Genomic DNA, 24,384 nt, shown 5'->3' with positions numbered 1-24,384 from the left:
ATACCTTTGCTATATGCCGGAAGAACCAGGTCCGACGGGTGGCCGAGCTCTGACTCGCCGCCTTGATCGGACAATTGCCAAACGTATAGCTGCAAAGGGTTGATATGCCACCTGGTAGCCGCTGGCTTCCATGGCCGTCGGTAGCCAAGCTCTATACTTTCTAGGTTGCCGAAAGTTGTCTTCCGAGGTGAACTATGCGATAATTTCTGAACAGTTCACGGCAACCGTCGAACAACGAATCCCCAAGACTGCCTACGACTTATCGCTGGCGGTTTTCTTCTTTACCACCATGACGCTGCCAGCCACTCTCCCCGCTTCTGCCACAGGAGCGCCTTCGTTGATCCTCCCCTCCGTCACTCAGATCTTTGCCGCCCTGACGAGTGCCTTCGGGCTGTCGCCGCGCGCCTCGCAGCTGGAGTTGGCTCAGATAGTGGAGAGCACCGTGCTAAGCGGGGGCATCAGCTGCGTCGAGGCGCCAACTGGCACGGGCAAGACACTGGGTTACCTGGCTGGCGCTCTCGCGGCGCAAGCGCGCATGGCGAACTTCAAGCCAATCGTGGTGGCCACGGCTACGGTGGGCCTGCAAGAGCAAATCCTGAATGACGACATTCCACGCCTGGAGACGGCCGGCTTGCTGGATTCTCGCAAGGTGGCCGTGGCCAAGGGTCGCGGACGTTACTTCTGCCCGCGCACCGCTGCGCTGCTGGAGGACAAGAAGGCTCAGGACAACCAGTTCGATATGTTTGATGGCGAGAAGCAGGTCGCGGATGCCGGCGTGCCGATTGCACTGGACATGCTGAGGGCCTGGCGCACGAAGGAGTGGGATGGGGACAAGGATTCCTGGACTGGCACCATTCCCGAGTGCTGGGCTTCCGCCTGCGGCGCCAGCAGCGACACCTGCGTGAACCGTGCATGCGAACACTTCGAGTCTTGCCCCTACATGGCGTCCCGTCAGCGATTGGCGACGGCTCAGTTGATCATTGCCAACCACGATATCGTCCTAGCGGATCTCACGCAGCGCTCGGAAGAGCAGTCCAACACGGTTCTGCCTCCGAAGTCGTACGCGCTCATCTTCGACGAGGCGCATAACCTGCCGGAAAAGGCCGTCTCGAAAAAGATGGCTCTGGCTCGGCTGTCAGAGACTGACTGGCTGCGTAAGCTGGAAACCTATGGCGAAACCTGCCTGAACACACCCAGGATCGCCAAGGCAATGTCTCGCGCTACCGACTTTGGCATGGACGTCTTCAGTGTCGGCGCCGCGACGCTGATCGCGGACCTCGACGGGCTGGCTGCGGTGCTGGGCACTATTGAGTTCAATGAAAGCGGATTGTTCAGCTGGGGCCTGAAGGAACCAGAACGGGAGCTGCTTGAGCAAACGCTTTTCGTAGGTGCGCAAGCCCTGAAAATCCATAGCGCGCTCCAGACGACGTCAAAGGCCTTCACCGAATTCGCGGAGGAGGCCGTCGGCGCCGAGAAGACGTTCGCCATCCGGATGCTGGCGATGACGCATAGCTTTCAGCGTCATGCCAAGGAGCTGTTCTCGGGGTTTGAGCTGTTCTGCTCCAGTGACAAGCTGGTCCGCTGGGTCAGCCGTAAGTCTGACGGTTCGCTCGCCCTGCACACTCAGCCACTGGAAGGTCGCGACGTCCTGACGGAACTGCTGTGGAGCAAGGACATCACGACGGTGCTGGTGTCCGCAACCCTTCAGATCGCAGGCTCTTTCGATCGCTTCCGCGATAAGTCTGGCTTGCCAGGGCATGCGGTGACGAAGGCGCTGCCGGCCGTGTTCGACTACTCGCGCGGCTATCTGCACCAGCCAGAAATGGAAACCGTACCCGGCGATCCTGCGCACGAGAAGGAGTTGGTGCGCAAGCTTGAGCTGCTGTTCCGCCAGGATGTGTCCCCGGGAATGCTGGTCCTTTTCACGTCGCGCGAAGCCATGCGACGGGTCACCCGCGCTTTGCCTGACGACATGGCAGCCGTCATGTTGACGCAAGATCGGCGCCCGGTGCCTGAGCTCGTGGCGGAACACAAGGCCCGTATTGCCCGCGGAGAGCGCTCGATTCTCGCCGGCCTGGACTCCATGGCGGAAGGGTTGGACCTTCCTGGCAACAACTGCGGCCACGTGGTGATCACCCGCCTCCCGTTCGCAGTCCCTGGAGACCCCGTGGAGGAGGCTCGCCGCGACGCCCTGGGCAAGGATTGGTTCGAACAAGCGTACCTGGCTGACATGCTTATCATGCTCATCCAATCCACAGGCCGGCTCATTCGCCGGGAAGCGGATCATGGCGTGATTACGGTCCTGGACAAGCGCCTCTGGACGAAACGTTATGCTTTGACCGCCTACTCCGCTCTGCCCTCCTTCTCGCGCGGCCCTAAGCTGCGTGGGTACTTCGAAATGCTGGCGGCCCGGGGTATCTCGCCGGCGCTGCCCGCAGGCAAGGGCGCGCGAGAATCGAAGCCGGCTCGCCGCTTGAGCCTGGTGCCGCCGCATCCGGCGCCGACCGTTCCCGAGGCAAAGCCCTCAGTCGAGCCGCGCGCGCCGCTGCGCCTGTGCTCGGTGAGTGAAGATGATCAGGACTCCGACATCCCCTTTCCATGAAAAAGGCCCTCCAAAACGGAGGGCCTTGAGTCACTTGGACTTTGCGACCAAGCGATAACCGAGCTTGTCGGCGGCTTCCTTAAGCAATCGCACATCGCGATCAGCATTCGACTCGTTCTGGCGCCACATGCTGTGGGCCAAGGGCGAGAATCGATAGCTGTCGAGGACAGCGATCGTCTGAGTGTCCGCATGCGCGCATTCTACGACGGCGCCAAAGTTCTCCAGGCGAGCACCGTCCTTGTCGCCAGCGCCGCCAACCGCAACGTTAGCCGCACGGGCAATCATCTGCCCCAAGTCCGGACACTTTGACCAATCGCCCATGTAGTCGTTGTACAGCAGGACAGTCGTTCGAAATCCCATGATGGTTCCCTTCTTGAGTAAATCAATTGTAGTTGCGGCGAGTCTGCGTTCAGATCCGCTTCAGCGTATCCGGGCAGTAGACAGGGTCATTGAAGACCAGCTGATCTCCGCGCCGCATAGTGTTGCCCCTGGCCAGGCCGTCAATGCGGTAGTTGTAGTCAGCGCAGAAGGTACTCAGCTTGGTCCCGAATTCCTCCAGTTCCGCGCAAAGCTCAGGGCGCTCTTTCTCCATACGCGTCACAAACGCTTTGTCCGCATCGGTGACGGTCGTTGGTAACAGGTGTGGAAAGGTTCGCGCCGCGTACACGAAGAGCAACCTGCTCTCCGGGCGTGCGGCGCGCCCAGCGATTGCCAAGCGCTCGAGCTCGACCACCCGCAGCGGCGATTCGCCGTCGATGAGCTCAGCGTTGAGCTCGTCGAAAGAATCAACCACTTTCGGAAAGCAGTCGAAATCAGAGAGGTGGTAGGCCCGCGCCCCTTCCCCGAGATAGCAGTAGCCGGCCGGGTCACTGGTCAGCTTGATCACGGTGTTACGCGACGCATCCGGATGTGCGAACACGGCGCTAAATGATCCGCGGCCAATAGCAGGCGCTCTCGTCAAACCCAGGCGCGCGCGCAAACGCACTACGTTGAAATCTCTCAAATTGAAGCTGTGAGCCATGTAGTCCTCCTATGTTTGTCCTGCCTTCGTATAGGAAAGCCGTCATGAGGCGGTGCGATCTCTCGCGAACAGGCGGATCCCTTCGAACACGCTGGCTCGCACGTACTGGCGTTGGGCGAAAAAAATCCGACCACAACGAGGTGGCCGGATTGAGCTTGTTGAGAATGGTTCTCAGTTAAAAGGGAACGTCCTCTTCAACACCATCGAACAGCATTGCTGCTGCCGCGGGGCTAACGCTTTCCTTGATGGCGGATGCCGGTGCAGCTGTGGAGGTCGGGATCGGACCCTTGCCCACGGCCGCAAATGCAGCCTGGAGCTTGGGCAACAACGACGTCCGGCGGCTGCCTTCAGCCGGCTCGCCCTTGCGGACGGCACGCGTGAAGGTCGTGAACGACGAGAACACCATGACCTTGACCTTTCCGCGGGTGATGCCGGTATAGACCAGAGCCCGTGTGAGCATGAAAGTCGCTTGCGGGTCCAGTGCCAGCAGAATGTAGGGAGCTTCAGCTCCTTGACTCTTGTGCACCGTGATCGCGTACGCCAGCTTCAGGTTGTTGGTCTGACTCTTCTCCATGAGCACCGGCTTGTCGCGGTCGGGCAGGCCCAACTGCGTCTTGCCAGTGGCCGAATCAATGCTCTCGATGTAGCCAACGTCGCCGTTGACGATCTTGAGTTCCTTGTCATTCTTGGTTTGAATGACGCGGTCATTGATGCGGATGTCACCGTCGTCGCGGCGCAGACGCTGCAAGGTCTTCGGAAGTCCGGAGGACTCCGGATTCAGCAAGGCCTGCATCGCCTGGTTCAGCGAAACGCAACCGGCATCGCCCTTGTGCGTGGGAGCGAGAATCTGGATGTCATCCGGATTCACCTTCTTTGCCAGCAGATCCTTGACCGCCTCGATGAGCGCCTGAGCGGGTGTTTCCGTGTCGACGAACGTGAACTGTCCGTCCGCAGTCGACTCAGGAACCACACCGACCCTGACCTTGCTGGCCGCTTCAGCGATACCACCGCTGAAGCGACGCGCCTTGGTCAGCCTCGTGACTGCGATCAGACCCGAACGGATCATGTCGCGCAGCACTTGGCCAGGGCCCACAGACGGCAGCTGATCCACGTCACCCACAATGATGATTCGGCAGTCGTTGTCGCATGCGTTGAGCAATGCGGCCATCAACTCCGTGTCCATCATCGAGGCTTCGTCAACCACCAGGTACTTCGCCGGCAGCGGGCAATCCTGATCGAAAGCACAGAGCTTTCCACCAGAGAAGCCGATCAGTGAGTGCACCGTCTTGGCCTCACGGCCAGTCGCTTCGGAGATACGCTTCGCCGCCTTGCCCGTTGGAGCAACTTGGAACCCGCGCAAACCTGCACTCACCATGCTACTCGCGATACCGGGCGACACCATGACCTTCGCGCCTGCGGCGTCAAAGGTCTTCAGCAGCACCTTCAGCAGGTAGCTCTTGCCGGTACCCGGACCACCAGTAACGATGGACACGGGGTGCATCAACGCGGTTTCCACCGCAAGTTGTTGCTCCGGCTCGAGCGCATAGCCCAGCTCGAGCGCCTTCACAGACACCAGCGGGACCAGGTCGGGGCGAGGTGCCGTATTGAACGCCGCCAGGCGCTCGGCGATCAACTCCTCGGCTTCCACCAAGGGGCGATACCAGACGACCAACTCGCCCTTTTCGTCTTCTGCCTCGATCAGTGCCCGGGAGAAGCTGCACGGCTTGCCGGTGCCCTTGACCATCTCTTCGATCATCTCGAGCAACATCTCTTGCGAGATCTCCGGCGTGACGCCGGGCGCCAACTTGCGGCGGTTGTTTTCGACGATGGACTCGTTCACCAGCGGCATGGTCTTGTCGATGAGCGTCTTGCGGCGCACACCAACATCGCCATTCACCGTAGCATCGCGAATCCCGGTCGACAGCGCAGCGCGAAGACGGATCGGATCCTTCTTGGTCACGCGTCCCACCTTCATGGCGATCTTGTCGGCGGTCAAAAACGAAACCCCGTCCAGCGTCACGATCAACCCGTAGGGGTCGCTCTCGACACGTTCGATGGCGTTCTTGCCGTACAGGGCCACGAGCTGGTCTGCTTGCGCAGGTGACAGTCCGTAACCGAGCAGGGGCGAGATCAGGTCCGCAGCCGGCTTGATGTTCGGCCATTCCGCCAGGAGCAGATCGACCTTCTTCGCGTTCCGGGTACCGACGCAGTCGACGAGTTCTGCCCGCTTGTTCTTGTCCAGCATCTCTTCCAGATTGAGGCCGTCCTCCTTGCACGCAGAGACCAAGGCGCCTATGACGCCGTCGCCCACTCCCTTGCCTTTCATGGCAATCACGAGAAAGCGACCCAGCGAAGCCGGATCCGGCGGGGTTATGGCCACCGCCGACTCGAGGACGAACGAGGGGCCATACCGCTCGTTCTCTTCCCATTTGCCATCGCCGCGGTAAAAGTAGCCGACTTTCGCGAGGAACTTGCCCTTCACGGAATCGCCGCTTGCAGTACGCACGATGTGGAAGCCATCCTTTGCGAAAAGGATGTGTTGGACTTGAAATGTGTATTGTTCAGTGGTTGCAGTTGTAGCCATGATTTCCTCTACTCCTTTTGCGGATGTGGTTGACGGATTACTAATGGGCGCTGATGTGGCAGCCCTCCTTCGAATGTGTCCGTCTTGGTATAGCGCCGAAGTAGGCAGAAAGTATGAAAACCGCTATACTACGCTCTAACTGGGCCGCATAACAGCGATCCGGACCGTCATCAACCTCGTCCAGCATGTTCGGCTTTCCAGGCCGGCTGCCTGGTGCGTACATACGCCGTGAGCTAGAAAAATATGCAGATGAAGGAAATCCTGCTGGGGATCCCAGTCCTCGGCTTCATCTTCTGGATCATCATCGCGCCATTGCCGCAAGACCGGATTGCCCGGACCTGCCAGCCGATCCACTGGGTCGGCAATCTCGCCACGTCCACCACCGCGCTCTCGGTGGACAAGCACACGACTACCGCGGCCCGCTGGAGCGACAAGCTCAACTACAGCTGTCAGTACCTGATCTGGCGTCTCTTCTACCAGGACGACTACAACAAGGCGGTGTCCGAAGGTCGTGTCAAGGTCACCGACGAGGACGTGAAGGTTCTCGAGAGCCCGGACAAGGACAGCGACGCCGGGCCGGATCGGGATCCGTCGACAGGCGAAATTCCTGGCGCAGCGGTGCCGAAGGACCCTCGCAAGCAGGATTCCACGGCGGCAGAAAAGGCCGGCAAGTAACCCAGGCGCGCGGTGGCCATTTGCCGCGCAGCCGCTTCCTCGGACGCACTCATGAATCGTCGCCTTTTTCTCACCCGCACCGGGCAGCTGGGCGCTGCCCTCAGTATCGGACTCCCAGCCCTGGCTGGTGCCCAGACCCGCTATGGGTCATCTCCTGGCCAGGCGCCGAGCCCCACGAACGTGGTGCTGCTTGAGCTGATCAACTTCCATTGCAGCCGCTGTCGGACCGTGAATGACCATGTGGATCGAATCCGCGTGGCGGCCGGCGAAGCGGGCATCGACTTCCGGGTCGCACCTGTGGCCTGGGAACGGCAATCACTTTGGCCTGTGCGGGTTTACTACGCGACCCGCGACGTGTTCCCCGAGGCCGAAGGTCTGGTGCGCAATGCGATTTTCGAGGGTATCCAGCGCGAAGGCATGGCCTTTGAAAACCTCGAGCAGACCCTGGCCTACCTGGAGCGGCGCGCAATCCCGCAGCGCGGCCAGGCGCTATACAGGAACTTCAGCCTTGTGCCAATCGCCGAACGTGCGGTGACGGAAGCCGTACTGTTGTCGGATGCCAAGGCCGGCCGCCTGCTGGACATGTCCGGCGCGCAGGAGGTCCCCGTGTTCCTGTGGATCAAGGGAGGAGACATTGTTCACATGGTCTCCCCGCAAGACGCCAATGACCCGGGATCCCTCGTGCGGGTCGTCGTCCAGACCCTCTCTCAAATCAAAAAGTCGTAAAGGGCTCCGTCCATGAATCTCTTCCTCCGTAAGGGGCTGCTCGCGGCAGCCCTCGGCCTGGTCAGCCTGATGGCGCAAGCACAGCCCGTCATCTCGCTGGCGCCGATGCCAGGTGCCGCAGTGCCGCCGGCGGACCCGACTGCAAAGTTCGCCACCTCTGCGCGCCTGACCGGTAACAAGGTACGGGTCATCGAGCGTACGACGAAGGGGGCTAAGGACCTCCTGGCGTCCGCAGAAGGGCCTGCATGGCGTGTTTTGCAGGTGAAGGCCCCGACCTGCACGACCCAAAAGGGGAGGGAATGCCGGCAACTGAAGGCTCAATGCCTGACTGCTGAAAAATTTGTCAAGAAACATGGTGGGCATGCCGCCTGTTCTGCGCTATACGCTACGACGACAGTCTTGCTCTCCAACGATGCACAGAATCCGCTGAGCATTCTTGGGAAGTGAAGTAGGCGTAGTGCCCGGTAGCACTCACCGGCAGGCAATCGAGGAATACCGACCCTGTGGTGAATGTCCGGGCGAATAGTGAGCCCCCATCGATTTAGGAGTTTTAGATGATCAATACTTTCGTGATGTCCGGCGAAGTCAAGCGCGTGGACGTGAACAACAAGCCGACCAAGAAGGGGCCTGCTGCGGTGATCATGGTCCAGTACGGCCCGAACCGCCAGCGCACCGAGCAGCCTGTGCAATTCCTCAACATCGCGCTGATCCGCGTCCCCCCGTTCGTCTACGAGCGCTGCAAGAACAGCCTGAAGGTCGGCGAAGTGGTCGACGTCACCGGCCACGTGCAGGGCGTCCTGAAGACCCTCATCGGCTCCGACGGCTACGTGACCAACGAGCTGGTCGCTGACCGCCTGCAAGTCGTGAACGACGAGCAAGAAGACCTGCCGCAGGCCGACGGCGACGCCGCCGAAGCGACCGCGGTCCCGGTCCCCGAAGCCGCTGCGGCCTGATAGCCGCTGTGCCCGGAAAGAGCCTGCTGAGCGCAGGCTCTTTGCTTTTCCTCCCCTTACGCTTTTCCGGCAGTAGTCCTATGTCGATCATCACCATCTTGCGCTCGCAACAAGACCAATCGGTCAACTTCGTTCGTTCCGACATGATGGAGGCGCGCTACGTGCGACGTGAGCGGGACTATTTCATCGCTTACCTGTCCTCGCATACCGGCTGCAACAAGGCCTGTCGGTTCTGCCATCTGACGCAAACGGGCCAGACTGATTTCGTGCCGGCGACGTTCGAGGACTATGTCCACCAGGCCCAGCAGGTGCTGGCGTACTATGACGCGGATGGAATCCAGCTCGGCGGCCGCGCCAGCCGTGTGAACTTCAATTTCATGGCCAGGGGCGAACCCTTGGCCAATCCCATGTTGCTGGCCCGGGCGTCCGCGCTCTTTGATAGTCTTTCGGAGCTTGCTGACCGGCGTGGCCTGGCGGCGACGTTCAACATCTCCTCGATCCTGCCTGATTCGCTGGAGAGCCCCGAGGCGCTGGACAAGCTGGCGTGCGCCGCGCACGACCAGGTGCTGTACTACTCTCTGTACAGCGTGGACCCCGCATTTCGCAAACGCTGGCTCCCAAAGAGCCTGCCGGTGGACCAGGCCCTGGCAATGTTGCGGCGCTGGCAAGACATTACGGGCCAGCTCGTGGTGATCCATGGCGCCTTCATCGAAGGGCAGAATGATTCGCCAGCGCAGGTGGATGCCATGCTGGACGCCATCGAGCAACATGGTCTTCGCGCCAAGTTCAACCTGGTCCGCTACAACCCCTACTCTGCCGCCCAGGGCCGGGAGAGTCCTGACGCCGTCATCCAAGCAAACTTCGATCGCATCCAAGCCCGTCTTGCCCATCCGTGCTCGCGCATCGTGCCGCGTGTCGGATTCGACGTGGCGGCCAGCTGCGGCATGTTCGTGACGCCGCAGGGCCTGGCGGCGTAGCCGTTAGGCGGCCTGGGCCTCGTCCGGGACCGTCGCCCAGGAGAAGCGCCGGCCCAGACCTTCGGCGGCGCGCTTGCCTTCCGCGCGGCGACGGTCATGATAGGGCTTCGCGCCCACCTCCATGTCCAGCGCGCGCTGGTACTTCTCCGGCTCGTTGCGGCGCAGCCAGACGATCTCGTGCTTCTTGCTCGCAGGGCAGTGAAAGCAGGCGCTCTTGACTGGAGCGGGTAGTCCGGCGGCCGCGATCTCAGCCTCGCAGCGCTCCCGATCCCAGCCCCACTCGATCAGCGGGAACCGGTTGGTGAAGCCCGGTGACTCCTTTCCCTCCGCCTTGTACTGGCGGCACGAGTCCCGCGGGCCCGCGTCGTAGCCGATGCAGGTGACAACCTTCATGCCTGCCGCCCAGGCGTCGATCGCCGGCTGCCAGGCCTTGATGAACTTGTGCTGTGGATCGCGCTTCCACACCAGGGAGCACTGGTGCATGCCGTAGGCCAGCGCCGGCAGCGTGCCCAGGCGAAGGCAGGATTCGGACAGCGACTTGTCGCCAGACTTCGGCCGAAGATTCTTGACGACGGTGACCTCTGGGAAGCCAACCTTCCGCAGCCACGCGTTGATCACCGGGAGGTAGTCGTAGGTGGCCTGCTTCTCGTCGCCCGTGTCGGCGAACAAGATCAGATCCGGCCGTTCACCGCGCTGCTGCATTCCCACGAGCACTGCGGTGCTGTCGATACCAACCCCATATGCGACGACGACAGGTGGCCGCGCGCCAGACGGCACTCCGAAATCACAATTCATAGTCAAATACCTCTTTAATTACTGCCAGTATATCGACAAACAGCATATCGGACTACTGTGCCGACGGCATTACGCCTATACCTCTCAGACGCTCCTGGCTGCGCACCATCCGGTGCATGGAGAGTCATTCAACCCTGTAGGTCAAACCATCCAACTTGTTCTGACATAGCGCAGAGCCCTGTTGGCAACGCAGCCTCCCACTACCGCGGCTCTGCCGTTGAAAGGACATAGACATGAACGCAAATGAACTGAAGGCTCGCGCTCAGCGCATCGCCAACCGCCTGAATGCCCTGGGCTTCACCAAAGGTGGACAACCTATGGTCATTGACCAAGCCTACGAGCTGGTCGCCGCCGAAGAGGGTTACCGGAACCAGCACGCGCTGCGCGCTGTACTGGCATCTCTGATCCTCAAGCCCGGCCGGCACGAGCTGCTCGGTATGGACCTGGATGACCTCTCCGCCCTGGCTGATGGTCTTGAATCGGGATACGAAAAGACCGTCAACGTGGGTCCTGCTATCGAGCAAGGTATCGATGTGCTGATTGATAGCTCAACCACGGTAGCTGCGCGGTTCATCCGCCAGGCTATTGCGGAGGCGCGCAAGCAACTGGCCTATCCACTCGCATTGCACATTCCGCGCACACTCGACAAAGCGTTCGCTGAAGCCGTGCTGGTTCAGCGCGATCCTGATGAATCCGATCTCGAAATGGCACATGAGGCTTGGCGGCTGATCGTCGAAGAAGCTGAGAAGCGCGCCAGTCGGACTCCTGTAACGTCGGAATCCGAACAGGAGGCTGAACAGCTCTGGACGCAACTGTGCACGGAGTCTGGCTGGAACGAAGACAGCCAAATCGTGCATCTTCTGGGCTTTCTGCGAGACAACTGGCTGATGACCACTTTTGCTTCATACGCCAAGAAAGCGGCCGAGGAGGAGAGTGCAGACGCCGGCTTCGATTGCGACATCGATGAGGTTCCGGTGCCGGCCGCCGCCGTATCTGGACATTCATCGCATTGCGTTGATTGCGGCAAGGTGCGTGGGGCTCATGATGGCCACGATGGCCGCTGTGCCGACTGCTGGATGAAGGACTCCGTACCGGTGGTCAACACCGAGACGTATGCCCTCTACTCCTACGAGCTGGCGCGCCTGGCGCGACACGACTTGGAGGACCTGGTCAAGGCTGCGCAGAAGGATCTGCACCTGGAACCGCTGGAAACCGCGCACTGGTCGGAGGCCGACCTGCGGTCCTTCCTGCTTCGCTCCTACGAGAAGATGTTCTGCCGTGCGGCCGAACTGGCCTTCGAGACCTATGATTTCGGTGACGATATCGTGGAATCTCACAGCGGGGCCGAGCATTCTGTCCAGACGGGGATGTGGCAAAAGCCTGTCTTTCTTCGTCAGGAGGGGGATGCTGGGGATACCCGCAAGGTCGTCTTCAGCGTGTTTGTGTTTGATCTGAAGGCCACTGGCATCAAGGTCATTGAAGGCTAATCCCTAGCCACTCCGCGCCACCCTCCTTGCATGGGTGGCGTTTTCCGTTTAATCGCGCGCCGGACGTGAATAGACCCCGCAAAGCGGGGCCTGAGTTAAGGATGGTTCGATGCCGGTCTTCATGCGTTGCGGAAGGAGTCCCGCGTCAGCTTGTCGATCAGGTTTTCAGAATACAGGCGATAGGCCACGGCGTAGGCTGTCCGACCATTCGCCTTGCCCAACTCGACTGGGGTTTTCCCTTTCTTGAACTGGGAGGCGACCCAGATCTTCTCCGAGTCGGTCCAAGGCTCACCCTGCCGTTCGCGACCGTCCTTCACCAGGAATGACGGATCGAATGGCTGACCAGTGCGGCGGGCGGGCTTCGATGCTTCGGCGTCCTGGACGTTCTGCGTGAGACAGAGCTGGCCACCGACGATCTTGTCGCCGAGCGGCTCGCCTTGCGTCAGCAGGCCTTCCAGCAGCAGCATGGTGAAACGGGAATCTGCCAACGCCCGGTGGGCGCCAGAGACTTTCACGTCCGGCCAGAGCATGGAGACTCGTTCGGTCAGGCTGCCCTTCATATCGCTGCTAACGCGCATGAGATCCAGATGGAGCAGGACAGATGCGTCAACTCCGGCGACCGCGCTTTCCTTGCGCACGATGGGCATGTCAGACGATCGGCTGTTGAAGCCGCACCAGATCGCGTCCTTGTTTGGCAGAACGAACTGTTCGAGTACGGTACCCCAGGCGGGTGCTTGCTCGACTGTCTCAGGCCAGATACCAGTGAGCCGGCATACGAAAGGCATGAACTCGCACTCGGTTCGCGGCTTGACCAGGGAGACGTACTCGAGGACGTGGCCGTCGGGTGTCACCCCGGTAGCGCCGAACTCGGTGATGCCACGGCCTTTGCCGCCGGTGTGTTCCAGATCGAAGCCGATCAGCGTCTTGTTCAGGCGCTTGGCCAAGGCAGTTGCGTGTGGATAGGTTTGCATAATGTCCTCCAATTGTTAGATACCTGCTGCGTATAGGCTCAGGAGCTCATCGACGCCGTCGCACGTCGCGGGTCAGCGCTGGCCCAGCCCGGGCGCATCACGGCTCCGGCACTGGCCAATAAGAAAACGCCGTGCAAGCACGGCGTTGAGGGCGGATGTCAGAATTGCGCGACGGGTTTTTCCCTTGCGCGCTTCTTTACACCGCGGATCTGGTTGAGCCACTGACCATCTTCTTGCTGCTTGGAGCTGGTGACGACGCCATAGGTGTCCCAGGGACCGTTCACAGCCACGTAGCTTCCGTTTGGCAGGCGGTTGCGGCTGCACAGTTGATATGCCTGCCCCGTGAAGCGAGAAGATCCGGTTGCCATAGTTGCCATGATGTTTCCTCTTGGTGAAGTTGTACCTGTGTTTGTATAGCGCATTGGCAAAAGCTCCGTATAGCGATATACTAGGTCTACTTTAGCAAATTCTCGGATGCGTCCTAGCGCGTGCCGGCCTTGCACAAAATCCATGTTTTGGCTTACCGCGGAACTTCCGCCTGACATTCCTGCTGCCTGCATCATCCAGGCGTCGAACCATTACTCGGTACCTCCCGAACTGATGGTTGCTGTGCTGCGTCAAGAAGGCGGCAAGGTCGGCGTTGCCTATCCGCGCAGCCATGGGACGTACTTCGGGCCCTACCAGATCTCCGATAAGTGGATTTCGCACCTGTCGAAGTGGGGCTACGACGCAAATGCCCTTCAGCACGACGCCTGCGCCAACGCCACGGCCGGCGCCTACGTGCTGGCCTACTACAAGATCCGCGAGAAGAACTGGCCGGATGCCATCGCCCGATACAACGTCGGTTCGATTGATACGCCGACCCGGCTGGAAGCTGGTTCGCGGTACGCGCGCAAGGTGATTCAGCACTGGCGCGACATCTACTACAAATGGAACGGCAATGCGCCAAAGTAACCCGGTGGCCCTTTCCCGTGCTCGTGTGGCAGGCCTGTACGCCCGTGCCTATGGTGGAGGCGCGATTGGCGCCGCTATCGTGCTCATGGCCGCGCTCTGGCAGTGGTCCATGCCTGGTCAGCCTATTCCACCCAGCCTGACGCAAGCTCGCTTCTCAGTGGCGGTCCTGGCGGGCCCCAAGCAAGCCGCCCAGACGGCTCCAGAGAATGCGGACCAGGTGGTGGAGGCGACGGTGACGCTGCCCAAGCCGCCCAAGGACGCCCCCGTGGTCGTGGCTGAGCGGGAGACCAGCTTGCCCGAAGCAAAAAAGGCGGCCCAATCGACCGCGCCTTCCCCGGCTCCGGTGGTAAAGCCCGTTGAGGTTCTGCCGCCAGCCCGCGTGTCGATGCCTGGCGGCAAGCTCATGGCAGAGGATGCTCCGATCGGTGATGGCGTCCAGGATCCGTTCGCAATCAAGCCGCGCCAGGTGTTCATCCGGCTTCTGGTCAACAAAGAGGGCAAGGTCACCCGGTCCGGCATCGTGCGCAGCGGTGGCGAGCCTATGCGCGACGGCCTGATCCTCAAGGCCATGGCCTCCCGCACTTACGCCACCGAGAACCTGCTGCGAATTGCCGGCGATGTGCCCACATGGCAGGTCGACATGGTCATCGACTATGGCACCAACGACTTCCTCCCGTAACCCTCGTACCCACGTCACATCACATCGGAGTTCCACATGATTGGTCAAATCGTTCAATTCGTCCTCTACGGCCTGCTGGCTCTTGTCGTCATGCTGGGCGTCGCCGGGCTCTTCCTGGTCTTCCAGGTCCGCCGCGGCCTGATCCGCCCCGAGGTTGCAATGAAGATGCCCCTGGTGGGCCTGGCGCTGATCGCGTCGACTGCGCCCTACATCGGTCTGTTCGGGACGGTCTGGCACATCATCGGTGCGCTTGGCGGCATCGGCGCCGGCAACCTCAACGTCGCGGCCATCGCCCAGCCGATCGGCGAAGCGCTGTATGCCACCCTCTGGGGCCTGGGAAGCGCCATCCCTGCCCTGATCATGCACCGCGTGCTGATCGCCCTGGTCCCGGACGAAGAGCCTCACCAGTCGCCGCACGCCGCCGATGCGGTCAGCGCCAGCGCGCAAGACTCCGCCAAGTGAGGCCGACATGCGCAAGGACTTCCTGAAATCCCAAGGGGCGGAGATCAATGTGATCCCGCTGCTCGATGTGCTGCTGGTGCTGGTGGCGGTGCTCCTGCTGCTGACCCCGTTCATGGCCAAGTCGATCAACGTGGACCTGCCGACGACCGCCTCCGGCGCCGTGATGACGCAGGACACGGCGATTACCTTCGAGATCAAGCTGGACGGCTCTGTCTGGCATGAAGGCGTGGTGGTGACCGACTGGTCGACGGTGATGCCACGGATGCGTGGCGCGACCGTCGCCCGGATCTTCGCCGACAAGGGGGCCGCTTTCATGGCGGTCACCGGCGTGATGGACAAGCTGGCCGCGAACGACATCCACAACATCCAGTTCGGAGTGAAAGACTGACCATGGCCGAACTGACCAAGCTCTCGGACTATCTCGACGCCCGCAAACGGATGATCGCAGCACGCGAGGCCTTCTTTGGCGCGCTGAAGATGTACCTGGGCGCCGAGCAACGTCCCGAAGCCGGTGACCTGGATGAACCCCTCTGGAACCATGCTGCACGACGCATCAAGGGCCAGGACTGGGTCATGAACGAAACCCGGGGATACCTGGTGCTCAAGGAGGACCCCAGTTCGAGGCCGTTCCGATTGACCGTCGATCAGCCTGGTCACCTGCTCGTGATCACCCTGAGCCTGGTACCGAAGACACCCTTGTCGGCGGGTCAAGACCCCTTCAGCCTCGTGCAGGCCTCGCTACGCGACCTTGGCATCGGTACAGGGCATCAAACCAAGCTGGAGGCCGCCGATGACCAACATGGCCACCGGCGGCACTACTGCCGTTGGCAGATCATCATGCCCGAGCTCTATACGGACCCACGATCGTTCGAGCAGGCCCATCACATCGTGTGGCGGGTTTTCGACGCCGCCGTGGTTCACCTGTCGCGCACCTGATTGACAGAAAGGCTTCCTATGAAAAAGACAATTTCCATCATCTCCTTCGCCATCGCGGCCGCCATGTCCGCCGGCATCGCCCATGCCCAGACCGCAAAGTCGGCCGGCACCCTTGTCGGTCTCGGTCAGGAGTCGGCGCGTGAGCCGAGCAAGATCCGCAATCTGCGCCTGGATGACCCCCTCGTCCAGCAGAAGTACCTGAACGAGCCCGACATGCTGCGGTTCCTGCGGGCGAGCTACGCGGAGGCTTGCACGCGCGGCGCCGTGCTGAACGCCACGAAACAGGTGCAACTGAACCTCAAGAAGGAATACCCCGCAGAGGCGCGCGAGGTCGCTGGCCGGATGATCGAAGCCAACAGGATCTGGAAGATGAGCTCGTTCGAGCTCGAGGCGCTGGCGGGCAAGGGCTACCTCACCGCGGCCAACTACTGCGACTGCCTGATGAAGGAAGTACCGGATACTGACCTGGTGAATCCCAAGAAGGGCCTCGAAGTGGTCGAGAAAATCCCACAGAGTGTGCGCAATGCCTGCGAGGTCAATGCCGAAGGGCTGGCCCAGAAGCAAATGAACGACCGCAAGAAGATCGAGGCCGAGATGAAAAAGGGCAAGTAGCCAGGGACCGCTCCCGACTGGCCGCTACCCTTTTCCCATAGAAAAACGCCCTAGCATCGCTAGGGCGTTTGAGTTTGGCATCAAGCACAAAGTGCGGTTGCCTGGGGTTCCAGCATGTCCATGACCACGTCGTTCCAGTCCGCGCCCACCTGCGTAGGCATGCGAATCTCGATGACGAGGTGCGGATAGCGCTCAAGCAACAGTTCCCGCGTCTTCTCGGCAGCCTGCAAGCCTGCACCCTTGGCATCGTTGTCCGCGAAGATGACGATGCGCTTGAGTGTAGGCAGGAGCGCGGCCGGCACGACGAAGTTCTTCATGTTGTCCTTGGAATAGCAGGCCCAAACGGGAAGCTCGCCAAGGCCTTCGAAGTAACCGTCCATCGCGAGTTGGAAGCTCGAGATGCCAGTTTCGATGCCCTCCGTGAGACCGAGGTCTTCACAGCCAGTAGCATCGAACAGACGGACTGCTCCGCCGCGTGCATCGTTGGTCTCAGACAGCTTCTTGGCCTTCTTGACGGGAGCCTTGCCTGTACGCTCTTGATTCAACCATGTCCGGTGGATGGCCACAGGATGGTCTTCAGCATCGCGCATCAAGCCCAGGATCGCCGGGAAGACGCCAACCTTCTCAATCTTCGGTCGGCCTCGATCGTCGACCTCACCCTTTACCTTCTGGTAGTAGGCCAAGCCAGGTGTCACGCGCAGGCTTTGCAGCTTGCGCAAGACGTCCAGACGGATACCTCGGCAACCATAGTAGGGAGTCGTGACGGGATCGTAGACCGGGGCCGGATTCCAAAGAGCACGACGCTTTTGCATGAGATCTTCGTCAGATGTTCGAGGTTTGGGCTCGACCAGTGGAACGGGTGCTCTCATAGGCAATGACTTCGGTGCGCTGGGCACGCCCGTATCCACGTTCGGACCGTTGAGGTACTCATCCACTTCCTTGAGGATCTCGGAGAAGGAGCAATTAAGCGCCCGCTCCAGAACGTTCAAGCCATCGCTGAACACACCGCATGTGCACATGGCAACGCCACAGGCATCGGTAGACAGTCCCTTCTTAGTGGATACCGCTACGAAGCGGAAATCGTCCTCACCACCGTGAAACGGACATGTGACATGATCGCCAAGATTCCGAATGGCTTCGTCGAACATACCAGGACACATGTACTGGAATATGGCCAGCCACCGGCCCGTTGCATCTCGACGGACACTCGCCGCTGTAACTTTACGTTTTGCCATATGATCCTCTCGATAAATAGTGAAACTCTCCACGTATAGGAAAAAGGCCTGGCATAGGTCGCAAACGCGAACCAGGCCAGGCGTGGAGAGGTGTTGTCCTCAGGTAGGCATCCGGCAGTACCGGGGCATGCTGTTGAGCTGCTCAAGCAGCGGCATCAGCTCCTTGGTCAAGGCCGGGGCCATGTAGTCGTGCACGTCCTTCAAATTCCAGACGATCGCCTTGCGGCGCAGCTGCCATTCCGAATCCGAGTTGGAGAACGTCTGAAGAGCCGTCTCGTAGTTGTCGCTATTAACAAATACGATCTGGTAGGCCCACTCAATGAGATTCACGCTCAAGCGCTGGAGTGCTCGTTCGTGGACCCCAGCGCAGCGGGTGTTCATGCCAAAGTGGGTTGCCGCCAGTTGTGCGGCTGTGGGGCTGCGCAACAGGCCTGCGGTGCAGCAGAACACAACGCGGCGCGCCCGGCCCTGATGCTCGTTGTCGTAAGGAGCGGACAGTTCGAAGATCTCGTCTGTCTTCAACTGAGCGCCTTCGAGTAGTTGGTCCATAATTGTTCCTTTAGTGGCACCGTCAGACCCGAATGTCCGACGGCAGACGGTCATACACGCTCAGGCCAGTGCCCACCGCGCGTCCGAGTGGTTAAGGGAAAGCCGTATGCGTTCCAGCATCTCGCGCGCCGGCAGAAAGGCCTCACCAATCCAGCTGCGAACCGGACCCGTGTAGGGGCGCCAGAACTCGAGATTTGGATGCTTGAGGTTGATGGCCTGGTCAATGCGTTCGCCGATGGGCATGCGGACCTTGCGAATCAATTCGGGCGCATGGCCATCCAGGTGCTCGCACACCCGGTCGACGTCCGCGATTCCATACCAGTTCGCCTTTTCCAGCAGTTCCAGCTCATTGCCGGTCTGTACATACATCGTCAGCGCCAGCAACTGGTCCAGCACAGGCGTCTTGTCGAACAAAACGCACAGCTGAGCCAACCTCTCGCCCTTCTTCGTCTCCAACGTCAACTGGTAAGGCACATGGGATCCGGGAAAGACCGTGCGCTGCACGAGCCACCCCTGGCCTTTGTGTGCCTGCAATCGGAACTGGAAGTACGAGTCAGGATGCGAGATCACGACCTGTTCTCCGCTTACCAGGAGGCGAGCGTTGTCCTCGGCGCCGAAGCGCGTCAGGAGCTTGATCGCCTTCTTGATGGCGCCTTTGGCAGACCGCAGCTGCTTTCGCTTTGCCGCAGCCACACCGCCGGTGTCCACCAGGTGCTCCACCGCGATACGAATCGGCGGCTCAGCAGGAACCCGTAGAACGCGGGCAGCGATTTCTCGCGCCGCTTCCTTGTTGCCAGGTTCCGCAAGCCAGACGAGCGCATCTCTGGTCAGCCGGATGTCCTCTTCGAGCCGGGCGATGGCAGATGCGAACAAGGGATTGATGAAGGCTTGCACCTTCGTCCTGTTCACATCCTCCACCGTGTCGAACACCTTGGGAGGGACGGCGTTGGCCAATTCGGGGTCGTGGTCCTGGATCAGCCGGGAGAAGTCCTCCTGCATACCGAAGTCAACCCGCGCCTTGGTCTCAACGAAGAACTCCATCCGCTCAGAGAGCGCCTTGGCCCCGTACTCCAGATCACGGATACCGCGCAACGCTACGACGTAACGCTCTGGTAGCGTTAGACCGTCCAGGAAGGACCTGGCGGTGTTTCGAAGCCAATGAGCGGACCAGTCGTCAGGGTGCTGACGCCGGCGTTGATACAGCTTTTGGGCTGCGTCGGTCTCATAGGAAAACACCAGGCGTTCAAGGGGCGAGATTTCACCCAACTCGACAGCGCAGTCCAGGCAGTACATCAATTCCGGGTCGCGATCGAAGAAGGCGTGCGGGGGCGGAGTTACATCCACCCCGCGTTCAGCCAGCCTCTGGATCGCGTCCTGAGGGTCGATAACCAGATCGCCGGGCATGATCAGCCTCCTACGATTGGGCGTACAGCCACGGTTTGGTGACGGACGACCTCCTCGGCGGTCACGGCACGGCCCTTTGTTTGGATGTGCGAAGTCCGACCACCGCGAACCAGCTTTGCCGACCCGTCGGCGACCGCTTGCTCGAGGATTGAATCATCCAGCTTGGCCTTCTTCAGCATGGCCAGCGCCTCGGCATCCTCGACAACGACAGCCCCGGCCCTGCGGGCCTGGTCGATGTTCTCGAGGGGCACCTTCTTGGTACCAAACAACCCGAGAAAGCGCGGTTGCACGATGAAAAAGGAATATCCCTTGGCCATTTTTTCCTGGACCAGCGCAAGCATCTGCTCGCGGTTGGTGTCATCCCAGGCAATGGTGATGTCTCCGGTCATGTTCAGAAACGTGATCGAAGCCTCGTTAGTAGTCAGTTCAGTTGCTTGCATGATGTCCTCCATGAAAAGTTGTTACCTGCTTGGGTATAGGTGCGAGGTGGTCTGCTAGGCCCTATGAGGCGGAAACAGGAACGCCGCTCATAGAGCGGCGCTTCTCGCAGGTGGGTTGGAAGGGTCAGCAGCCGGAGCCGCCGCCCGCCATGGGGCGCACATCCTGGGGCGTGGCGGCAAAGCCGTCACCGCTGCCGGGGGCAGCCGACGCCATGGGGCGAACATCGAACCAGGTCTTCTTCATGGATTCCTTTCAAGCAGGGCGCTAGATCAGTGCGTCAGAAGGTTTCGGTGCTGTGGGGGCCCGCATAGCCGTCGGGGTCTCCGGCGACCAGGGCAATGCCGTCCGCTTCCGCGGCAGGTGCATAGATGCCGTCATCGTCCGCGAAGCGGCGGGCAAGCGTGTATTTCATAGGCAATCTCCTTTCAAGGTGTCCTCAGTATAGCGTGTAAGTAGGCATAAAGCTACTAGAACGGTATACTACGGATCAAGCACCAATCCCTGTTTCTCAAGAAAGCCGTCTCCCGTGGCCAAGAAAAAAGCCGTCCCCACTCATATTCCTTTGCAACAAGGCTTCGGATTCGAGGTCTGCGACGCCGCCGGCAATGCGCCTCCGTTCCTCTGGCAACATGACGACGTGATCGATGCTGTTCGGGAAATCGAGGGCGTGCGCTGGGTGGCCACGGACACCGAAGGAACGGGACTGACCGACGCATCAATGCCCGTTGCGCTGAGCCCGGCCGACATCAAGCAAGGTGGCTCAAACATTCTGCGCACCCGTACGCTCCAGGTGCGTATTCCGACCATCAACGGACGGCGCGGGCCGCGCAAGAACTTCGTCTTCGACTGCGACAAGATGGGCCCCGCCCTTACTGAACGGGTCTGTCGAGCCATCCTGTCGCGCGATCTCTATGTTGCCCACAACGCAGGGTTCGACTTGTACTGGCAACGCAAGTACGACGGCCGGCGCACCATGCCTCGGATGGTGGCCGACACCATGCTGCTGACCCGGGCGCTCAATCCCACCCTGGTGCTCAAGCGCGCGGAGATGGTGGAAGGCGTGAAGGACAGCACGCAGATCCACCATTTGTCGCCGGAGGCGCAGGCGGCCTGGAAGTCCCTGGTCAAGGGCGGCTCGGGCGGCAGCCTTGCCGACGTCGTGCTGTCGATGTTCAACGTCATCCTCGACAAGACCTACCAGAAGCCGAATAACTGGACGGGTCTGCTCGGCTTCGAGCACTACGACTACGCGATGGACGACGCCGTCTGGGCCGATCGCGTGCTCTGTAACCTCCTGGGCATCGACGACGAAGGCGACCTGTATCAGGCCTACCTGGGCAATCGTGCGAGACGGTCGGTCGTCCGTCTCATCGAGCCTCAGGTACCTGAGCTGGTCTATCTGCGCGAGAACGGGATGCCCGCCAGCACGCGCGTGGCCTACAACTACGTGCGCCGCAAGCGCCGCGAGTTGGCCGAGAAGGTAAGCGAGCTCATTGCGCTTGAGCCGCGCCTCGAGGCTCACCGTGCCCGCCTGTCCGACCCGGACGCTGGCCTGGATGATGATCTGAAGGAGACCTTGGCAGTCGCCTTCCAGGAGCGTGGTGTCGCGCTGCGCAAGACCGCAGCCAAAGGCTCTGCGCAGGTGGGCGAAAAGGACCTGCGCGCCTGCCGCGCCGCCCAGATCGACGAATCTCGGCCGCTGTTCAATGCCTGGGTCGCCGTGTGCCGCTCGAAGAAGGCCAGCTCCATGGCCCTGGAAGTCGCTGGGTTCATCGAGCGCGGGCCGGATGGCCGACTGCGCTCCCTCCTCTCCCACGGTCCGATCACCGGGCGTCTTGCTGCGTCTGAGCCCAATTGCCAGCAGTGGCCGCGCGATCAACTTTTCCGGGCAATTTGCGTTTCAGAGACTGAAGCAGGGTGTGAGGAAACCACGATCCTGGTGACCGAGCACAACCGTACTTTCATGTGCGACGTGATGGACTCGATCGTCGAGGTTGGTGAGCAGGTCACTGTCATGAGCGCATGGCTGGCGGCGATGTTCTACTCCACCAGGCTCCTGGACGGCATGCCCGACAAGGAACTCGACAAGCTGAAGGAGCATGTCGGCAAGCTCAATCTGGATGGCGAATCGGCTGATACCGTCCTCCGGGTGACCGAGCACAATCGTGTCTTCCTGTGCGACCTGACGGATTCCGTGGTGAACCTGGGTGACCAGGTCACTGTGAATAGCGCCCGGCTCGTTGACGCCTTCAAGACGACCAAGCTCTTCGAGCCGATGGCCGGCGATGAGCGCAAGGCGCTCCGTGAGCACATTGATTCGCTCTTCACCCACGTCATTGTGGCATCTGACTTCGGCGCCCTTGACGTGCGCGTGGGCGCGGCGCTGTGCGTTCGCTCTCAGCGCGAAATGATCGCCGCCGTCAATGGGGTACCGGTTCCTGGCATCGTCCAGCCGCCTGACGCTGTCATGGGGGTGTTGAAGACTGTCATCCCCGCGCTGGATACGCCTGACGCTGTGGACCAACTCGCAACGCTCAAGGCCAAGTACGGCAAGGAGCTCGAGCGCCTGGAAAAGCGCATGGAAACCCTGAAGGCGGACTTGGATGCGGAGCGCATTCCCCGCAAGCAGTTCTTCCAGCGCCGCAGCGAAGTCAAGGAACTGATGCTGTCGGTCAAGCTGGGCTGGCGCCTGGCTCAGTGCCTCGAGCTGGCGGCACGCCGAGGCGAGCGGGAATACTCGGCCTTGCGTGACGCTTTCGTGGCGGACATCGACATCCACACCTTCACGGGGATGAAGCTGGTCGGCCGCGACCCCATGGCGGAGTTCTCAGGACTTTCCGTTGCCGATCGCAAGTCGCTGGAAAAAAAGCTCAAGAAGGAGCTGGGCCCCCGGCGCCAACAGGGCAAGATCGCTAACTTGTCGCTGCTGTACGGGATGGCGGATGCCGGCTTTCAGGAGGCCGCCGCCCGCGGCTACGACGAGCACTGGACCATGAAAGAGGCCCATGACATCCGCGCCTTGTGGATGGACGCCTACCCAGAAGTGGAGCTGTGGCACCTCTGGACCGAATGCTTGCAGGCGGGTGTCGTCTATGTGCCAGACCAGACCAAGGAAAACCAGAAGGCCGTTCGCACGGGGTGGTGGCTGACCAGGACGCTGGCCGGGCGCGAGATCGTGGCGCTGGGCCTGAATGCCGCACTGTCGTACCAGGACCAATCCTCGGGCGCCGATATCCTGGGCAACATCAATCACCGGCTCAAGCTGGATCACGAGCGCATCTTCTTCTGCTCGATCAACCAGGTGCATGACGAGCAGGTGTTTGCGCTGCCGAAGGCTACGGCCGTGCCCGACCTGGTCGTGATCGAGGACGTAATGGTGGACGAGGCCAACAAGCTCACGATGCCCTACGGGGTGCCTTGCGCGGTGTCGCCCGCGTGCGGCCCGATCTGGGTGAAGGACTGAGGGTACTGCCCGGCGCCTATACGAACGAGTGGAAATCACTCGTTCGTTTTCAATTTAGGAGCACACATGTCCATATCCATCTGCAAGGAAATCGGCCTCTACCTGCGCCCCGAGCGCGCGATCGCCGTTCTGGTGCCTGACGCGCAGCAGCGCATCGAGGACGCCGCGGAGGACTCCATCCTGTTCGACGGGCTGCTGGAGTTTGTTCAAGAAGCGGCGGCCAAAGACAGCACGCTCACACCGACTGAGCGCGTTTTGCTGGAAGCTAACGCCATAATGCTGGTAGAACACTACCTGGATGGTGAAATTCAGACGTTCGAGCTCGTGAAGCGCGTGCTGTCCTACGACACCTTCGAGGGCTACCTGTTTTGCAATGAAGACAATGCGAACTTGCGTCGTCGCAACAACCAGATCGACTGGCTAGAGCAAAGCACCAACCCCGACGAGTGGCTGTTTCAGGTCAAATCGCTCGAGCGCCCGGCGCACTCCTGGGGCGGCTACCGTGTGGTGGGCCCGGTCCATGAGGAGCTGGCTGCACTGCTCGAGGAAGGCGTCCGTTTGCCGCGTGAATCCGTTGGCCTTCTCGTGCGCATGATGGAAGTCGAATCGGACTGTCCCGCCAGCCGCCACCAAAGGGCATGGCAGGCCTTCATGCAACACTTCCGGCCGGAACGAGATCCGATGTGTTCCTACCTGGCCATGAAGCTGGGGCTGCTGAAGGAAGGTGTTTCACGCGCCCAGTTCGAGCTGGCGCTCGAACCGAGTATCTTGACGACCTGGAACTGACTCGGCGCCCCTTTCGCAGGGGCGCTTTTTTCAAGCTGCAAAGAATAAAACCGGCGCGAGGCCGGTTTTGAG

26 protein-coding genes are annotated in these 24,384 nt (G+C 60.9%); 15 read left to right on the top strand and 11 right to left on the bottom strand.

Translation table 11 applies throughout. The features are described from left to right. Positions 1-175: 175 nt before the first annotated feature. Positions 176-2,602 (top strand): helicase C-terminal domain-containing protein, encoded by a 2,427-nt coding sequence (locus HWY37_RS17105; protein ID WP_176089230.1) that lies wholly within the window; start codon positions 176-178, stop codon positions 2,600-2,602. 30 nt (positions 2,603-2,632) lie between these two features. Here HWY37_RS17105 and HWY37_RS17100 read toward each other — a convergent pair whose 3' ends face one another. From HWY37_RS17100 to recD2, 3 genes are all read right to left on the bottom strand, one after another. Next, complete coding sequence (locus tag HWY37_RS17100) at positions 2,633-2,962, bottom strand: hypothetical protein (RefSeq protein ID WP_176089229.1); 330 nt, start codon at positions 2,960-2,962, stop codon at positions 2,633-2,635. A gap of 49 nt (positions 2,963-3,011) precedes the next feature. After that, entirely contained in the window at positions 3,012-3,623 is a 612-nt protein-coding gene (locus HWY37_RS17095) for a hypothetical protein (protein WP_176089228.1), read from the bottom strand. A gap of 175 nt (positions 3,624-3,798) precedes the next feature. Beyond that, a complete protein-coding gene (gene recD2 / locus HWY37_RS17090) occupies positions 3,799-6,207 on the bottom strand; it encodes an SF1B family DNA helicase RecD2 (RefSeq protein ID WP_176089227.1) in 2,409 nt (802 codons plus the stop codon). A gap of 249 nt (positions 6,208-6,456) precedes the next feature. Here recD2 and HWY37_RS17085 point away from each other — a divergent pair, with 249 nt between their 5' ends. The 5 genes from HWY37_RS17085 to HWY37_RS17065 all read left to right on the top strand — a co-directional run bounded on the left by HWY37_RS17085 (position 6,457) and on the right by HWY37_RS17065 (position 9,538). After that, positions 6,457-6,882, top strand: a complete 426-nt coding sequence (locus HWY37_RS17085) for a hypothetical protein (protein ID WP_176089226.1) — start codon at positions 6,457-6,459, stop codon at positions 6,880-6,882. 51 nt (positions 6,883-6,933) lie between these two features. Beyond that, entirely contained in the window at positions 6,934-7,608 is a 675-nt protein-coding gene (locus HWY37_RS17080) for a hypothetical protein (protein WP_176089225.1), read from the top strand. A 12-nt stretch (positions 7,609-7,620) separates the two neighbouring features. Beyond that, positions 7,621-8,055 carry a hypothetical protein gene (locus tag HWY37_RS17075; RefSeq protein ID WP_176089224.1) on the top strand — a complete coding sequence of 145 codons (435 nt, stop codon included), beginning with the start codon at positions 7,621-7,623 and terminating at the stop codon, positions 8,053-8,055. A 107-nt stretch (positions 8,056-8,162) separates the two neighbouring features. Continuing rightward, on the top strand, positions 8,163-8,561 hold the full coding sequence (locus tag HWY37_RS17070; RefSeq protein ID WP_176089223.1) for a hypothetical protein: 399 nt from the start codon (positions 8,163-8,165) through the stop codon (positions 8,559-8,561). Positions 8,562-8,641: 80 nt separating this feature from the next. After that, positions 8,642-9,538 carry a radical SAM protein gene (locus HWY37_RS17065; RefSeq protein WP_176089222.1) on the top strand — a complete coding sequence of 299 codons (897 nt, stop codon included), beginning with the start codon at positions 8,642-8,644 and terminating at the stop codon, positions 9,536-9,538. A gap of 3 nt (positions 9,539-9,541) precedes the next feature. Here HWY37_RS17065 and HWY37_RS17060 read toward each other — a convergent pair whose 3' ends face one another. Beyond that, a complete protein-coding gene (locus tag HWY37_RS17060; RefSeq protein ID WP_176089221.1) occupies positions 9,542-10,207 on the bottom strand; it encodes a phosphoadenosine phosphosulfate reductase in 666 nt (221 codons plus the stop codon). A gap of 359 nt (positions 10,208-10,566) precedes the next feature. On the opposite strand from HWY37_RS17060, the gene HWY37_RS17055 reads away from it, so the two are divergent. Further along, positions 10,567-11,820 carry a hypothetical protein gene (locus tag HWY37_RS17055; protein WP_176089220.1) on the top strand — a complete coding sequence of 418 codons (1,254 nt, stop codon included), beginning with the start codon at positions 10,567-10,569 and terminating at the stop codon, positions 11,818-11,820. A 119-nt stretch (positions 11,821-11,939) separates the two neighbouring features. Here the strand turns inward: HWY37_RS17055 and HWY37_RS17050 are convergent, their stop codons facing one another. Both HWY37_RS17050 and HWY37_RS17045 read right to left on the bottom strand, forming a co-directional pair. Then, on the bottom strand, positions 11,940-12,791 hold the full coding sequence (locus HWY37_RS17050; RefSeq protein ID WP_176089219.1) for a 3'-5' exonuclease: 852 nt from the start codon (positions 12,789-12,791) through the stop codon (positions 11,940-11,942). A gap of 158 nt (positions 12,792-12,949) precedes the next feature. Beyond that, complete coding sequence (locus HWY37_RS17045; protein WP_176089218.1) at positions 12,950-13,168, bottom strand: hypothetical protein; 219 nt, start codon at positions 13,166-13,168, stop codon at positions 12,950-12,952. A gap of 133 nt (positions 13,169-13,301) precedes the next feature. Here HWY37_RS17045 and HWY37_RS17040 point away from each other — a divergent pair, with 133 nt between their 5' ends. Genes HWY37_RS17040 through HWY37_RS17015 form a run of 6 tightly spaced genes read left to right on the top strand, consistent with a single transcriptional unit; the run spans position 13,302 to position 16,434 of the window. Then, positions 13,302-13,745 carry a lytic transglycosylase domain-containing protein gene (locus tag HWY37_RS17040; RefSeq protein WP_176089217.1) on the top strand — a complete coding sequence of 148 codons (444 nt, stop codon included), beginning with the start codon at positions 13,302-13,304 and terminating at the stop codon, positions 13,743-13,745. Further along, positions 13,732-14,424 (top strand): hypothetical protein, encoded by a 693-nt coding sequence (locus tag HWY37_RS17035; protein ID WP_176089216.1) that lies wholly within the window; start codon positions 13,732-13,734, stop codon positions 14,422-14,424. Before HWY37_RS17040 ends, HWY37_RS17035 begins: the two co-directional genes overlap by 14 nt. 36 nt (positions 14,425-14,460) lie before the next feature. Next, the gene (locus HWY37_RS17030) at positions 14,461-14,886 is read left to right on the top strand and encodes a MotA/TolQ/ExbB proton channel family protein (protein WP_176089215.1); all 426 of its coding nucleotides are present in this window, start codon (positions 14,461-14,463) and stop codon (positions 14,884-14,886) included. Between the two features lie 7 nt (positions 14,887-14,893). Then, positions 14,894-15,274, top strand: a complete 381-nt coding sequence (locus HWY37_RS17025) for an ExbD/TolR family protein (protein WP_176089214.1) — start codon at positions 14,894-14,896, stop codon at positions 15,272-15,274. Positions 15,275-15,276: 2 nt separating this feature from the next. Continuing rightward, entirely contained in the window at positions 15,277-15,822 is a 546-nt protein-coding gene (locus HWY37_RS17020) for a hypothetical protein (protein ID WP_176089213.1), read from the top strand. Positions 15,823-15,840: 18 nt separating this feature from the next. Continuing rightward, entirely contained in the window at positions 15,841-16,434 is a 594-nt protein-coding gene (locus HWY37_RS17015; RefSeq protein WP_176089212.1) for a hypothetical protein, read from the top strand. Positions 16,435-16,514: 80 nt separating this feature from the next. On the opposite strand, the gene HWY37_RS17010 is transcribed toward HWY37_RS17015, so the two are convergent. The 5 genes from HWY37_RS17010 to HWY37_RS34780 all read right to left on the bottom strand — a co-directional run bounded on the left by HWY37_RS17010 (position 16,515) and on the right by HWY37_RS34780 (position 20,475). Beyond that, positions 16,515-17,669, bottom strand: coding sequence for a DUF7146 domain-containing protein (locus tag HWY37_RS17010; RefSeq protein WP_176089211.1), 1,155 nt, complete (start codon positions 17,667-17,669; stop codon positions 16,515-16,517). Between the two features lie 99 nt (positions 17,670-17,768). Beyond that, on the bottom strand, positions 17,769-18,218 hold the full coding sequence (locus HWY37_RS17005) for a hypothetical protein (RefSeq protein ID WP_176089210.1): 450 nt from the start codon (positions 18,216-18,218) through the stop codon (positions 17,769-17,771). Between the two features lie 60 nt (positions 18,219-18,278). Next, positions 18,279-19,622 carry a hypothetical protein gene (locus HWY37_RS17000; protein ID WP_176089209.1) on the bottom strand — a complete coding sequence of 448 codons (1,344 nt, stop codon included), beginning with the start codon at positions 19,620-19,622 and terminating at the stop codon, positions 18,279-18,281. Between the two features lie 2 nt (positions 19,623-19,624). Further along, positions 19,625-20,062 carry a hypothetical protein gene (locus tag HWY37_RS16995; protein ID WP_176089208.1) on the bottom strand — a complete coding sequence of 146 codons (438 nt, stop codon included), beginning with the start codon at positions 20,060-20,062 and terminating at the stop codon, positions 19,625-19,627. 278 nt (positions 20,063-20,340) lie between these two features. Next, the gene (locus HWY37_RS34780; RefSeq protein ID WP_281372233.1) at positions 20,341-20,475 is read right to left on the bottom strand and encodes a hypothetical protein; all 135 of its coding nucleotides are present in this window, start codon (positions 20,473-20,475) and stop codon (positions 20,341-20,343) included. A gap of 114 nt (positions 20,476-20,589) precedes the next feature. Here HWY37_RS34780 and HWY37_RS16990 point away from each other — a divergent pair, with 114 nt between their 5' ends. Together HWY37_RS16990 and HWY37_RS16985 are read left to right on the top strand one after the other, a co-directional pair. Beyond that, on the top strand, positions 20,590-23,526 hold the full coding sequence (locus HWY37_RS16990) for a DNA polymerase family A protein (protein WP_176089207.1): 2,937 nt from the start codon (positions 20,590-20,592) through the stop codon (positions 23,524-23,526). Positions 23,527-23,592: 66 nt separating this feature from the next. Then, positions 23,593-24,312 (top strand): hypothetical protein, encoded by a 720-nt coding sequence (locus HWY37_RS16985; protein ID WP_176089206.1) that lies wholly within the window; start codon positions 23,593-23,595, stop codon positions 24,310-24,312. The last annotated feature ends 72 nt before the right edge of the window (positions 24,313-24,384 follow it).

Source organism: Achromobacter anxifer (assembly GCF_903652925.1).
Taxonomy (GTDB): Bacteria; Pseudomonadota; Gammaproteobacteria; order Burkholderiales; family Burkholderiaceae_B; genus Achromobacter; species Achromobacter anxifer.
The sequence above is the reverse complement of the archived record's forward strand: the minus strand, read 5'-3'. Positions and strand labels throughout refer to the sequence as shown.